12 protein-coding genes are annotated in these 14,220 nt (G+C 64.3%); all 12 read right to left on the reverse strand.

Translation table 11 applies throughout. From position 1 onward, the window contains the following. Window positions 1-234: 234 nt before the first annotated feature. The 12 genes from SLT36_RS00175 to SLT36_RS00230 all read right to left on the reverse strand — a co-directional run bounded on the left by SLT36_RS00175 (window position 235) and on the right by SLT36_RS00230 (window position 14,173). Window positions 235-654 (reverse strand): helix-turn-helix domain-containing protein, encoded by a 420-nt coding sequence (locus SLT36_RS00175; RefSeq protein ID WP_432285226.1) that lies wholly within the window; start codon window positions 652-654, stop codon window positions 235-237. A gap of 140 nt (window positions 655-794) precedes the next feature. Further along, entirely contained in the window at window positions 795-2,387 is a 1,593-nt protein-coding gene (gene lnt / locus SLT36_RS00180) for an apolipoprotein N-acyltransferase (protein ID WP_432285228.1), read from the reverse strand. Window positions 2,388-2,474: 87 nt separating this feature from the next. Further along, complete coding sequence (locus tag SLT36_RS00185) at window positions 2,475-3,545, reverse strand: hemolysin family protein (protein WP_154385953.1); 1,071 nt, start codon at window positions 3,543-3,545, stop codon at window positions 2,475-2,477. A 26-nt stretch (window positions 3,546-3,571) separates the two neighbouring features. After that, window positions 3,572-4,084, reverse strand: a complete 513-nt coding sequence (ybeY, locus tag SLT36_RS00190; RefSeq protein WP_432285229.1) for an rRNA maturation RNase YbeY — start codon at window positions 4,082-4,084, stop codon at window positions 3,572-3,574. Between the two features lie 18 nt (window positions 4,085-4,102). Further along, complete coding sequence (locus SLT36_RS00195; protein ID WP_371746544.1) at window positions 4,103-5,095, reverse strand: PhoH family protein; 993 nt, start codon at window positions 5,093-5,095, stop codon at window positions 4,103-4,105. Between the two features lie 74 nt (window positions 5,096-5,169). After that, a complete protein-coding gene (gene miaB, locus SLT36_RS00200; protein ID WP_432285231.1) occupies window positions 5,170-6,579 on the reverse strand; it encodes a tRNA (N6-isopentenyl adenosine(37)-C2)-methylthiotransferase MiaB in 1,410 nt (469 codons plus the stop codon). Window positions 6,580-6,660: 81 nt separating this feature from the next. Next, window positions 6,661-7,461, reverse strand: coding sequence for a lysophospholipid acyltransferase family protein (locus SLT36_RS00205; protein ID WP_432285232.1), 801 nt, complete (start codon window positions 7,459-7,461; stop codon window positions 6,661-6,663). Window positions 7,462-7,497: 36 nt separating this feature from the next. Beyond that, window positions 7,498-7,986, reverse strand: coding sequence for a GNAT family N-acetyltransferase (locus SLT36_RS00210; protein ID WP_432285233.1), 489 nt, complete (start codon window positions 7,984-7,986; stop codon window positions 7,498-7,500). Then, entirely contained in the window at window positions 7,983-8,666 is a 684-nt protein-coding gene (tsaB, locus tag SLT36_RS00215) for a tRNA (adenosine(37)-N6)-threonylcarbamoyltransferase complex dimerization subunit type 1 TsaB (RefSeq protein ID WP_432285234.1), read from the reverse strand. Before tsaB ends, SLT36_RS00210 begins: the two co-directional genes overlap by 4 nt. Window positions 8,667-8,983: 317 nt before the next feature. Beyond that, window positions 8,984-11,155, reverse strand: a complete 2,172-nt coding sequence (locus SLT36_RS00220; RefSeq protein WP_432285235.1) for a malate synthase G — start codon at window positions 11,153-11,155, stop codon at window positions 8,984-8,986. Between the two features lie 148 nt (window positions 11,156-11,303). Continuing rightward, on the reverse strand, window positions 11,304-13,322 hold the full coding sequence (locus SLT36_RS00225; protein ID WP_432285236.1) for a hydantoinase/oxoprolinase N-terminal domain-containing protein: 2,019 nt from the start codon (window positions 13,320-13,322) through the stop codon (window positions 11,304-11,306). A 212-nt stretch (window positions 13,323-13,534) separates the two neighbouring features. Beyond that, window positions 13,535-14,173: a CDGSH iron-sulfur domain-containing protein gene (locus tag SLT36_RS00230; RefSeq protein WP_432285237.1), complete on the reverse strand. Its 639-nt coding sequence runs from the start codon at window positions 14,171-14,173 to the stop codon at window positions 13,535-13,537. Between the last annotated feature and the right edge of the window lie 47 nt (window positions 14,174-14,220).

Here is a 14,220-nt window from a genome sequence, read left to right on the forward strand (position 1 = left end):
GGGATGTCCCCTCTAGAAAGCGATCGGCGCGATGCCGATCATTTGGCGCGACACGTGTTAGCGAAGCCTGCCAGACCTCGTCAAGCAGGCTTCATCGCGGAAGCGCTGTTAATGCAAGGGAGTTGCGACGGCGCATCGCCGTCGCACTCGCGCATCGGCCCGAAGATCAGAAGCGATTTTCGGGCAGTCGGGGCGCGGCTCGCGCATCCCGGCGGGCCGCGCAACGCTGCGCTGCTACTGGTCTTCGTCGTCAGCCAGGACCTTAGCCAACTCGATAACCTTGCGCCGAACCTTGGGGTTGGAAATCCGGGCAAAAGCGCGGTTGAGCTGGAGGCCTTCGGCGCTCGAGAGAAAATCGACCACAAAAGACGTGGACGAATCTTCCGACAGCCCCTTGTTCTCGCCGCCCTCGGCGCCGGGGGCATCCTCGAAGAAGAAAGCAACCGGAACGCTCAGGATGGAAGCGATGGCCTGAAGGCGACTCGCTCCGACACGATTTGTTCCTTTTTCGTATTTCTGGATTTGCTGAAAAGTAATGCCGAGGCTCTCTCCAAGTTTCTCCTGGCTCATTCCAAGCATATTGCGTCGCAGGCGAATGCGTCCGCCGACGTAGACGTCGGTCGGATTTGGCTTTTTCTTGTTCTCTTTTTCCACTGTCTTTCCTCGCCGGATTTTTCCAGCTTATTATTTGGGCAGGCACCCCATTCAGGGCAGTTTATTGCGTCCGGGTGCAGACGTTGATTGGCACAGCTTCTGGCTGCGCGGCGACATATGAGTTTCTAACAAGCGCAGTGTCAATTCGCCCTGAGCCTCTGTCTGAGCTTCAAGCCACTTGCCGCTACGGCAATCAACAACATGATCAGGAAAGCGTTAACGCGCGAAAACGGCGGCGAGGCAGCGCCAATGGCGGCCACCGGAAGCGAGACATCGATGGTGCCGCGAACGTTCATCGCAAGTGCATCCACAACTCGCCCGCTCGGGTCGACAATGCCGGAAATTCCTGTGTTGGCCGCGCGCAGGACCGGCAACCCGTTTTCGACCGCGCGGACCTGCGACTGCCGGAAATGCTGGTAGGGGCCCGGAGTGTCGCCAAACCACGCGTCGTTGGTCACGTTTACAATAATCCCAGTTGACGCTGCGTCAACTGCAACCATGCGGGGAAAGATAATTTCATAACAAATGAAGGCTGATGCCTTGATGCCGCTGGGCAGCTCGAGCGGTCGCCGGTCGGTGCCGGCGGAGAAGTTCATCGGCCCGGCGACGAGCTGCGTCAGCCCGATCCGCTCCATCAGTCCGGCGAAAGGGATGTACTCGCCGAAGGGTACGAGATGGACCTTGTCGATGGCATCGACGATCTCGCCCCTGTCGTTGATGGAGACGACGGAATTGTAATAGCGGGTGTCGGCGCCGGCTACCGATTCGCCTTCGGCGCGCACGGTGCCGGCCATCAGGGTTTGGCCGTCGCCCAGCATGTCGCCGATCGCCACCAGCGCATCCGGCCGTTCGGTGAACAGGAATGGCACCGAGGTTTCGGGCCAGATGATCAGGTCCGGCTTTTTCGCACCCGGCTTGGGCGCCTCGGCCGAGAGCTGCAGCATGCTGGCAAAGATGCGGTCGCGGACGCGGCCATCCCATTTTTCGCTGAGGTCGATATTGGGCTGAACGATGCGGACATTGAGCGTCCGCCCGGCAGGCTGTGCCGGCCTGGACAGCCTGAAATAGCCATATCCGGCATGGGCCGCGATCAGCACTGCGGCAAGGGCCGTGCCGAGCTTGAGGTTACGCCGGTCGGCGAGCAGCGCCGGCATGGCAAAGACGAAGACCGCCAGCACGTTCATGCCGGTGACGCCTGCAATCGTCACGCTCTGCATGAACAGAGGCACGGGCATGGCCGCGAAGCCGAGCGGATTCCACGGAAAACCGGTAAACAGGAAGGTTCGCAGCCACTCGATCAGGCCGAAGGCGAAGGCAAGCGCTGCAATGCGGCCAATGCCGTCGCTCCACAACAGCCGCGCCAGCGCGGCAGCGAAACCGTAGAAAAAAGCCAGGATCAGCGGGATGCCGACGACGGCGAAAGGCAGCGCCCAAGCAAAACTCTCGGCTTCGACCAGCAATGCGCCGCCGACCCACCACAGGCCGGCGAGGAAATAGCCGAAGCCGAACCACCAGCCGGTGGAAAAGGCCGGCATGAGGCGGCGGATGAAACCCGCCGGCCTGTCGGCGACGGCGCCGTCGAGCAGCCAGACCAAGATCGGGAACGAGACGAAGCAGGCGGCGAAGAAATCGTAAGGCGCTTGACCGAGGACGGCAAAGGCGCCGGCCACAAAGGCGACAAGCGCCCTTTTCCATCCCCACAGCAGAATTATCCGCCCAGCATGACGCTCCATCCGTGCCCTCGTCGCAGAATCACGGATCGAAGGTGTAGCAGCACCGCAGGGCGGCACCAAATGGCGGACCGCCCGGCGGGAACAGGCTCACGCCTGTTCAGCCTTGGCGCGACGGCGGCGCTCGCTCTTGACGCTGTGGACGATGCGGACGCGCTTGACGCGGCGCGGATCGGCGTCGAGCACATGGAACTCGAAGCCTGGGATCGCCTGCACCACTTCACCGCGCGCCGGCACGCGGCCGAGGGCGTTGAAGATCATGCCGCCAATGGTGTCGACATATTCGCTGTGTTCGCCGGGCGAGAACTCCTCGCCGAGAACCTTGGCGACTTCCTCGATCTCGGCCTTGCCGTCGACGACATAAACGCCATCGCCGGCCTGGGTGATCATCGGCTCGTCGTCGTCATGCTCGTCCTCGATGTCGCCGACGACCATCTCGACGATGTCCTCGAGCGAGACGAGACCATCGGTGCCGCCATACTCGTCGATGACCAGCGCCATCTGGGTGCGCGTCGCCTGCATGCGGCTCATCAGGTCGGAGGCCAGCATCGACGGCGGCACGAACAGCACCGTGCGGATCAGGTTGAGGTCGCCGATCGTGCGCTTGAGGTCGACCTGGGCGAGATCCAGTTGCATGTCGGCGGCTTGCGTCTTGCGCGCCCTGCCCTTCTTGACACGCGCGCCACGGGTGATGTGAGCCAGCACGTCGCGGATGTGGACCATGCCGCGCGGATCGTCGAGCGTCTCGACATAGACAGGCATGCGCGAATGGCCCGACTGCTCGAACACCGAAAGCAACTCGCCGAGGGTCGTCGACAGCTCGATCGCCTCGACGTCGGCTCGCGGCACCATGACATCCTCGACCCTGACTTCGCGGAGCCGGAGGATGTTGTTGAGCATGGCACGTTCGCCGGGCGAGAACGAATCGACGTCGCTGCCGGTTTCGGCCAGCGCGTCGACAATTTCCTCACGGATATTGGTGCCGTTGCTGCGGTGACGGAAAAACCGGCTCAACCGCTCGATGAATGTTGGCCGCTCGGCCTGGGGGTCGTGCGTCGCTTGTAACGGCGCACTGCTACTAGGTCCGTCCTCGGTCTGGTCGGAGGCCCTTGCCGCGGTTCCCGTGTCCGGCGTGGCGGCAGTCTCTTGCTTGTCGTTCATCGTCGTCCGGTCGTTGTTCGTCCCTGTTACGCGTAGGGATCGGGAATGGCAAGCCTCGCCAGCGCCTGGCGTTCAAGCGCCTCCATTTCCTCGGCCTCCTCGTCGGTCTCGTGATCATACCCCAAAAGGTGCAGGAGTCCGTGGATTATGAGGTGGGTTATGTGGTTTTCGAGTGGCTTGCCTTCAAGCTCGGCCTCGCGCTGCACCGTCTCGTAGGCAAGTACGATGTCGCCGAGCATCGGCGGCAAAGCGTCGCCCGGCGCCATCGGGAAGGCCGGAAAGGACAGCACGTTGGTCGGCTTGTCCTTCTGGCGCCATTCGGCGTTGAGGCTCTGGATGGCATCGTCGTCGGTGAAAACCAGGCTGAGCTCGACGCCGTCCACCACCTCGACCTCAGCCTCGGCAAGGACAACAGGCACGGCACGGTCGACGATTGCACGCAGCGTGTCTTCGTCCGGCCAACCGCCTTCCTCGATCATCAAGCCAATGTCGAGAGCGCCCGCCGCAACGGCGGACGCCGGTGTTTTCTTGTCAGGCATGGCCAAAACTTTTCCCGATCAACCCTCGGTGCCAAGGCCGCGCGCGACCTTGCCGTCGCGGTCATAGGCCCTGACGATCTCGGCGACGAGCGGATGGCGAACGACGTCGGCGTCGTTGAAGCGCACGGTCACGGCACCCGGCACGCCGTCGAGGATGCGCAGCGCCTCGACCAGGCCCGACTTGGTGTTGGGCGGCAAGTCGATCTGCGTCGGGTCGCCCGTGATGATCATGCGCGAGCCTTCGCCGAGTCGGGTCAGGAACATCTTCATCTGCATCGAGGTGGTGTTCTGCGCCTCGTCGAGGATGACGGCCGAATGGGCCAGCGTGCGGCCACGCATGAAGGCCAGCGGCGCGATCTCGATGACCTCGGCTGCGATCGCCCGCTCGACCTTGTCGGCCGGCATCATGTCGTAGAGCGCGTCGTAGAGCGGCCGCAGATAGGGATCGACCTTCTCCTTCATGTCGCCGGGCAGGAAGCCGAGGCGTTCGCCCGCTTCCACCGCCGGTCGCGACAGGATGATGCGCTCGACCATGCCGCGTTCGAGCAGCATGGCGGCATGCGCCACCGCCAGATAGGTCTTGCCGGTACCGGCAGGGCCGATGCCGAAGACGAGCTCGGCGCGCTCCAGCGCCCGCATATAGGCATCCTGGTTGAGCGAGCGGGCATAGATGGTGCGCTTGCGGGTCGAAATCTGGGCGGCGGCCATCTTGCCCTTGCGCTCCAGCGTCGGCAGCGTCAGCTGGTCGTCGGGAGCAACCGCCATGCGCACGGCGCCGTCTACGTCGGATTGCGCCACTTCGCCGCCTTTCTGCAGGATGGCATAGAGATGATCGAGCGCACGGCGCGCCTGCTCGGCAGCAGTCGCGCTGCCCTTGATGGTCAGCTGGTTGCCGCGAGAGCGGATGTCGACGCCGAGTTTCTGTTCGAGACGGGCCAGGTTCTCGTCGAACTGGCCATATAGCGCACTGGCTAGCTTGTTGTTGTCGAAGGTCAGTACGATGTGCGCCATGTCAGACGCCCCGGAGGGCAGGTTCTTGAGTTCAGCAGCGCTCAACCGTCTCTCCTCATCTGCCGTACGGCCGATCAGACCGCCTCGGCGAACAGGCTGTTGGTGCCTGTCTTCGTGATTCGCACATCAACAATGTCACCGATTTCGCCGGCCTTTTCATCAACAATAACCGGCTGCAGCCATGGCGACCGTCCGACGATCTGCCCAGGCTGGCGGCCCGGCTTTTCGATCAGCGTCGAAATCGTCTGTCCGACCAGCCCGTCGGCGAAGGCGTGTTGCTGCTCGGTGATCAGCTTTTGCAGCCGCTGCAGGCGCTCGTCCTTGACCTTTTCCTCGACATGACCGTCCATGTCGGCGCCCGGCGTGCCGGGACGCGGCGAATATTTGAACGTGTAGGCCGAGGCGTAATTGGTCTGGCGCACGATCTCCATTGTAGCCTCGAAATCGGCATCCGTCTCGCCGGGAAAACCGACGATGAAATCGCCCGACATGGCGATGTCGGGACGGGCAGCGCGGATTCGATCGATCAGCTTGAGATAATCAACCGCAGTATGTCTGCGGTTCATCGCCTTGAGTATGCGGTCCGAGCCTGACTGAACCGGCAGATGCAGATAGGGCATCAGGGCGCGCAGGTCGCGATGGGCTGAAATCAGCTCGTCGTCCATGTCGCGCGGGTGGCTGGTGGTGTAGCGCAGCCGGGCGATGCCGGGGATTTCCGCGAGCCGGTAAAGCAGGCGGCCAAGCCCCCACTCCTTGCCGTCGGCGCCCTCGCCATGCCAGGCGTTGACGTTCTGGCCGAGAAGCGTGACCTCACGCACGCCTGCTTCAGCCAGCCTTTCGGCCTCGGTGACGATCTGGGCGACCGAGCGCGACACCTCCGAGCCCCTGGTATAGGGCACCACGCAGAAGGTGCAGAACTTGTCGCAGCCTTCCTGGACGGTCAGGAAGGCGGTAACGCCGCGCTTGGCGACCTCGGCCTTGCGCGGCTGCGGCAGGTGCTCGAACTTGTCCTCGAGCGCATATTCGGTCTCGACCACCTTCTGGCCGCCACGTGCCTTCTTCACCACCTCGGGCAGGCGGTGATAGGTCTGCGGCCCGACGACGAGATCGACCGCCGAAGCACGGCGGATGATCTCGCGACCCTCGGCCTGGGCGACGCAGCCGGTGACGCCGACGATCATCTCGCGCCCGGCCTCGGCCCGCTCGGCTTTGAGCTGGCGCAGGCGGCCAAGCTCCGAATAGACCTTCTCGGCGGCCTTTTCCCTGATGTGGCAAGTGTTGAGCAACACCAGGTCGGCGTCGTCGATGGTCTCGGTCGCGGCGTAGCCGTCGGCAGCGAGCGCATCGCTCATGCGCTGCGAGTCGTAGACATTCATCTGGCAGCCATAGGTCTTGATGAAGACCTTCTTGTCCGCGCTGGTGCTTGCCGCGGCGACTTCGCCAAAGGCTTCCGGCATAATTTCAAACATATCGTCGAGTTCCATGCCGCGCCTATTAACGCCTTTCGGCGGCAAAAAACAGACGGTTTAGCCCCGGCGCCGTAGCGGCCGCAGGCCGCGCGCCCTTCAGCGCGCCGGCAACGGCTGACCGAGCGACTGCTGCATCATGTCACGAACCCGCTCTTCCATCAGACGCGTCGCTTCCTTGCGGCTCGATTTGGCGGAAAAGTCGATCGGCTCGCCGAAGCGGATCTCGACGTCGAGCCCGCCTTCGGCGAGCAACTGACCGACATGCGGCACCAGGTCCATGTCGCCGATCCAGCTGGCGAGCGGGCGATGCTGGCGGCCAAGCGGAATGCCATGTATGCGGGTATAGGCGATCGACACCGGCTGGATGACGACATGTTCGGCGGCGCCTTCGGCGATCGCCATCGAGGCGGCACCAAACAGTGTGCTCTTGAACGGCAACAGCATGTTGCCATCACCGGTGCTGCCTTCGGCAAACAGCACCATGGCGTTGCCGGCGGCGAGACGCCTGGCGATCTCGCTGGCCTGGTCGCCGGACTTGCGCTTGCGTTCGCGCTCGATGAAGACCGTGCGCTGCAGCCGTGACAGGAAACCAAAGATCGGCCAGCCATTGAGTTCCGACTTGGCGATGAAGGTGACGTCGAAACGCGACCCCATCGCCATGATGTCGGTCCAGGAGATGTGGTTGGAGGCGATCATCAGCGGTCGGGTCTTCACCATCTCACCGACGACGTGCACGCGCATGCCCAGCGCCTTTAGCATGGCGCGGTGCCAGATCTTCAGGATCACGGTTTCCGGCCACAAGCCGGTCTTCATCGAGATGACCTGCAGCGGCACCAGCACCAGCGAGGCCGCAACCATCCAGAAGAGCGCGAGCCCCGTACGGATCTTTCCGATCATGTAGTGCTCGATGCCCTATTAATTTCGGGCTTCTGGCTAGCGAAGATCGAGCCGCATGACAAGCGCGCCCGTCGCGCCCTGCGCCGACTGGTAATAGTTCGGGCGCTTGCCGACCTCGTGGAAGCCGAATTTGCGGTAAAGGCCGATCGCCGGCACATTGGTCTCGTCGACCTCGAGGAACAGCGCTTCCGCGCGCTGGGCGTGCAGTTCGCGCAGCACCGCGTCCATCAAGCGCCAGCCCAGCCCATGCCGGCGATGCGCGCGCGAAACCGCAATCGTCAGGATTTCTGCTTCGCCCGCCGCAAGCCTGGCCAGCACGAAGCCGGCGGGGGCCTCCGCGCCATGACCGATCTCGCGGACGGCGAAGCCGAACACCGTGTCCTGGTCCAGAAGCTGGGAAAACTCCTCGCCCGACCACGGCCTGACGAAATCCTCGCGATGCAAGGGAGCGATGGCGGCGCTGTCGCCTATTGTCAGGAGTTCAAGAGCGTAGTCGCGTTTCAGCGGCCAGAAGGGCAGTTTCATTTCTCTTCCCTAGGCAGCACGAAGCCAGCCTGCGGCTTGGCATCCGGTGCTCTCAGATAAATAGGCTTCGGTCGCTCACCATCGCCGGCCTTGCCGGCTGCGATGCGGGCATAGGTGCCGATGTCGGCGGTGGCCGACACGGGCCCGAACTCGAACACCTTGCCGGTGGCAGCGCCGGCGATCAGCTGCGCCGCGGTGCCGGCCAGCGCCATTGCATCGGAACCAGCGATGACAACGGCCTCGTCGAGCGTCAGTACCGCCGGTGCGTGGATCGCCTGTCCGTCTTTGTCATAGACTGCCGCATGCAGTTCGGCGCGGCCTGCGTCGTGTGCGGCAAGCACCTTGCGCGGCCCAAGCGCCGCGCGCGTCTCGGCGGCCAGCGCCTCCAGCGTGGACACGCCGACAGCGGGGATTTTCAGCGCCAGCGAAAAGCCGCGCGCCGCCGATACCGCAACCCGCACGCCGGTGAACGAGCCCGGCCCGGTGGAAACCGCAATCCGCCCGAGATCGGAATAGCTCTTGCCGGCCTGCGCCAAGGCTTCGTCGATGACGGCCATCAGATGCTCGGCATGGCCCTTGCCGAGGTCGCGCACGGAGCGACCAAGCTCGCGGCCGGCGCCGACATCGTAGACGCTGGCGGCACAGAGGCTGGCGGCACAGTCGATGGCGAGCAGGATCATGGTAGGCGCCGCTTGGGGGTTGTCAGGGCGCGCTTCTGCGCACCCCCCTCTGCCCTGCCGGGCATCTCCCCCGCAAGGGGGGAGATTGGCAGCGGCCACGCTCCCGCTGGTCCTGCAACCTTGCTGTTTTGCGAAGGTCTGCGTGACAGCTGATCTCCCCCCTTGCGGCGGGGCGAGGAGTGGTCGCCGCAGGCGACGAAAAGCCAATTGCTTGGCTTTTCGAACGACGAACGGCCGGCAGGCCAGAGGGGGGTGTGAAGAAGCACCATCATAGGTGTTAAGTTACCACGGACTGCTTAGCATTCCGTTGGCAATGATCAGCCCCTCATCTTCGCCTTGAGCTCGAGCCTGCGCTTGTGGAGGACCGGTTCGGTATAGCCATTGGGCTGGGCGCGGCCTTCGAAGACGAGGTCGCAGGCGGCGCGGAAGGCGGTCGACTGGTCGAACTCGGGCGCCATCGGCTTGTACAGCGGATCGCCGACATTCTGCCGGTCGACGATCGCTGCCATGCGCTGCAAGGAATCCATCACCTGGATGTGTGAGCAGACGTCATGGCGTAGCCAGTTGGCGATGTGCTGCGACGAGATGCGCAAGGTGGCGCGATCTTCCATCAGCCCGACATCGTTGATGTCGGGAACCTTGGAACAGCCGACGCCCTGGTCGATCCAGCGCACGACATAACCCAGGATGCCCTGCGCGTTGTTGTCGAGCTCGCGCTGGATCTCGTCGGGCGTCCAGTTGGGACGGACGACCACAGGCACCGACAGGATGTCGTCGAGCCGCGCCTTGGGCCGGCTCTTCAGCTGGTCTTGCACGGCGTGCACGTCGACCTTGTGGTAGTGGGTGGCATGAAGCGTCGCTGCCGTCGGCGACGGCACCCAGGCGGTGTTGGCGCCGGCGCGTGGGTGGGCGATCTTCTGCTCCAGCATCGCTGCCATCAGGTCGGGCATCGCCCACATGCCCTTGCCGATCTGGGCATGGCCGGAGAGACCGCATTCGAGACCGGTGTCGACGTTCCAGGCCTCATAGGCATTGATCCAAGGCGCCTGCTTCATGTCGCCCTTGCGCACCATCGGGCCGGCTTCCATCGAGCTGTGGATCTCGTCGCCGGTGCGGTCGAGGAAGCCGGTGTTGATGAACACCACGCGTTCCTTGGCAGCACGGATGCATTCCCTGAGATTGATCGTGGTGCGCCGCTCCTCGTCCATGATGCCCATCTTGATGGTCTTGCGCGGCATGCCGACAAGGCGCTCGACGCGGTCGAAGATCTCCACGGCAAAGGCCACCTCTTCGGGACCATGCATCTTCGGCTTGACGACATACATCGAGCCGGCGCGGGAATTCATGCGACGCCCATTGGCGCCGACATCGTGCAGGGCAATCAGTGCGGTGATTGCCGCATCCATGATGCCTTCGGGCACCTCGTGGCCGTCGCGGTCATGGATCGCCGGGTTGGTCATCAGGTGACCGACATTGCGCACCAGCATCAGCGACCGGCCGGGCAGCGAGACAGTCTTGCCATCGGCACCGGTGTAGGCACGGTCGGCATTGAGCTTGCGGGTGACAAGCTTGCCGCCCTTGTCGAAGCTTTCGGACAAATCGCCCTTCATCAGGCCGAGCCAGTTGCGGTAGACGGCGACCTTGTCTTCGGCGTCCACTGCCGCGACCGAATCCTCGCAGTCCTGGATGGTGGTCAAAGCCGATTCCAGGATCATGTCCGAAATGCCGGCCGGATCGGTCTTGCCGATCGCACTGTCCCTGTCGACCACCACCTCGACATGCAGGCCATTCTTGACCAGAAGCACCGCGTCGGGGTTGTTGGCCTCGCCGCGATAGCCGGCGAACTGTTTTGCATCACCCAGCGCAACCGAACCGGCAGCGGTGGCAAGCTTGAGCGCACCGCCCTCGACGGCAAGCGCAGTCACGTCAGACCAGTTGCCCGACGCCAGCGGTGCGGACGCGTCCAAAAAGGCCTTGGCCCAGGCGATGACCTTTTGGCCGCGCTTGGGATTGTAGCCCTTGCCCTTTTCGGCGCCATCGGCATCCGGGATCGCATCGGTGCCGTAGAGCGCGTCATAGAGCGAACCCCAGCGTGCGTTGGCGGCGTTCAGCGCATAACGCGCATTCATGACAGGCACGACAAGCTGCGGCCCGGCGACGGTGGCGATCTCGGGATCGACATTCTCCGTCGTGACAGCAAAGGCCGGGCCCTCGGGGACCAGATAACCGATCTCGCTCAGAAACGCCTTATAGGCGGCCATGTCGTGCGGGGCGCCATGCTTGCGGTACCAGGCGTCGAGCTTGAGCTGGAAGTCGTCGCGCTTTTCCAAAAGCGCCCGGTTCTTCGGCGCCAGATCATGCACGATCGCGGCAAAACCTTCCCAGAACGCCTCCGCATCGACACCCGTCCCAGGAAGTGCCTCCGAGACCACGAAGTCGTGGAGCGCGCGCGCAACAGAAAGGCCATGAAGGGAGACAGTATCGGTCATGAGATGCGCTCCAGAATTCCGGCGCCGCAGGGGCGTTCTAAATAAAGTTTTTCGGGCGTTTGGCATGCAAAACGCGCAGGGTCAATTCGTCGAATGTTGCAAGGCAGCAATGATTTACGGCCATTGCCGCTGCAAATCGATTTAGCCGTCAAACCGCGATCCGGGGCCGGCCGCTGGCGGTGGCAAGCACATGCGCCTCGATGAACATGCGCTGGCTTTCGACCGTCGAGACCTTGAGATCGACAATCACTTCGACCTCTGCCGCATCGGTGCCGGCATCGCGAGCCCTCGCGCCAACGATGGCGCGCGCTTCGGCTTCCGCCAGCGCCATCGCCGCCTCCTCGTCGGTGAAATCGCGCAGCAATTCGCCGACGGCGACGCGGAACAGACCTTCCTTGGGCTGGCTGACGCGGGCCTCGGCCGTCACGCGGACCTGGCCGACAACCGCCCCCAGCGCATTGGCGACGTCGGTATCCCTAGGCACCACGCATTCGTTGCCGACCAGCGGCGGCAGGCCGGCATAATGCAGCGGGGCCGAGGCGCCGAGACCGATGACCGGACGGTCGAGCGCAACCGTGAAGCGAGCGATGCCGGGATGGGCGTCGACCGCGCGCTGTACCAGCGCGTGTGCCACGGTTGCAGCACCGTCGAGCCCGTCCTCGGCGAAGGCAGTTTCGAGGATCACCTCCGCCGACAAGCGGGTCAGCGTCGCCAGCACGCGTTCGGCAATCGCCTCCGGGCTCGCAGCGATCTGCTGGCCGCGACCGTCGCGCTTGCGGGCGAACAGCTCTGCGCCGAGCCTAGCCGCCGCCTCGTCCCAATTGGCCTGGCGGCCAAGCACATGGGCGGCATCCGAAGGCGTAAAGCCACAGACATGGACAAGCCCGCGCGACACCAGCCGATTGAGCGTGGCATTCTGGGCGTTGGATGTGAGCAGGCGGTCGATCGGCTGCGGCACGCCGGTAATCTGGTCGTAGAGCTTTGCCTCCGGCGTGGTCAACCCTGCCGCCAGTTGCTCGGGCACGCCGGTGCGCACGGCGAAACGGCCATCCATGCGGCCGGGATTGGGGGCGCGCAGCTGGCGTTCGAGCTCCGCGGTGATCGCCTCGCCATGGACCATGCCGGCAAGCGCCAGCGGCACCAGGCGGCGCGGGCCGAGCGACATCTTCGGCTTCAGCCCGCCTTCCTCCAGCGCAACCTCGGAATCGCCACCGAGGCCGAAGGTGCGCATGGCGACAGCCTCGACCATGGTGCGGAAGCCGCCGACGGTGGCACCCTCGGGATCGAGGCGTGGGCGGCCGTGGTCGAGCACGGCAACGTCTGTGGTGGTACCGCCGATGTCGGAGACGACAGCATTGTCGAGCCCGGTCATGTGACGGGCGCCGACGAGGCTGGCAGCGGGACCGGACAGGATCGTCTCGATCGGCCGCTGGCGGGCGAATTGGGCAGACACCAGCGCGCCATCACCGCGCACTACCATCAAGGGCGCATTGATCTTGCGCTTATCGAGGAACCCTTCGGTCGCGGCGACGAGGCGGTCGATCATCGAGATCAGGCGGGCATTGAGCAGCGTCGTCAGAGCCCGGCGCGGACCGCCGAGCTTGGCCGACAGCTCGTGGCTGGTGGTGACTGGCATGCCCGTCACCTCGCGGATCAAATCGCGTGCAAGAATCTCATGGGCCGGGTTGCGGGTGGCGAAATAGGCGCAGACGGCGAAACCCGAGACGGATTTCGCCAACTCCGGCAAGGCCGCTTCGAGGGCTCCGAGATCAAGCGTGCGGGCGTTGCCGTGGACGTCATGGCCGCCTTCGCACAGCACCAGCGGGTCGGTGCCGAGTGCCGTCTTGAGCCCGTCGCGGGCAAGGTCAGCCTCGGAGAAGCCGATCATGACCAGCGCCACGCGCCCGCCCTGGCCCTCGACAAGCGCGTTGGTGGCAAGCGTGGTCGACATCGACACCAGCTTGATGGCGGCGGGATTGACGCCCGCCTTGTCCAGCACCGCGTCGACCGCGCCCGAAATGCCGACTGCCAGGTCGTGGCGGGTGGTCAGCGACTTGGCTTTGGCCAGCACCGCACCCTGCGGGCCATGCGCCTCGGACCACAACACGGCGTCGGTGTAGGTGCCACCGGTGTCGATGCCGAGATAGAGGGGATGGCTGGCGTGCATGCGCTGATGTTCCGGACCTGGTGGGCTCCGTCCCGCTTAGCCGATATCGCCCGCAAAGCAAAATTGGCCAGTTGCGGCCAAGCAGGAGGGCAGCCCAATGCGCGTCCCATTTTGTGCCTGCCTCGTGCCGCGCACGCCTGTCTCGCGACGAAGCCTGCCCTCCGCTATGGCTCCGGGCGCTGAGTCGTTTGCCAAACCAAATCGTTGGCCTGTCATCGACCTTCGGTCGACCACGACACCCGCTTGTGGCTGTTGTCGCACCAGGGCTTGTTGGCCGACTGGCCGCAGCGGCAAAGCCAGACTTTTGTCGCGCGGTCGATCGTGTGGCCGGTGCCGGTGACGATCTCGACATTGCCCTCGAGCTTAAGGTTGCCGTTGGGCTGCGGCGTGACGACCAGCGGGCCACCGCGGGCAGCGAGCGGCTGGCTTTCCTTCAACGCCGGCTCACCGGTCGCGACAAAGCCGATCTTGGTGTGGCTGCCGTCGCAGAACGGCTTGTTCCCAGAGGCACCGCAGCGACACAAGGTGGCGCGATGGAAGGTCTCGCCGTTGAAGACGATCTCGGCATGCAGGGCGAGCGGCCCGTTCTCGCGGATGCGAACCGTGTTGACCACCGGCGGCGCCTCCTCCGGACCGCCATCCTTGCGGCGATAGGTGATGGCGCCCGAAGGGCAGCTTTCGGCGATCGCCACGACCTGCTCGACAGACGCCGCGTCCGGGTGAATCCATTCGCCCGGCGCGTTGGGCTCGAAGACATGCGGATTGGCGAGAACGCAGTTGCGCGAGTGGATGCAACGGCGGCCGGAAAAGCCGACATCGATCTTTTCGCCCTCGACCATGCCCTTGGCCATATCTTTCGCGGCCTCCCTGGATATGGGCGGAGCTTATCGCTACCGCG

Origin of the sequence: Aminobacter sp. BA135 (assembly GCF_050859125.1) — a bacterium.
GTDB lineage: Bacteria > Pseudomonadota > Alphaproteobacteria > Rhizobiales > Rhizobiaceae > Aminobacter > Aminobacter ciceronei.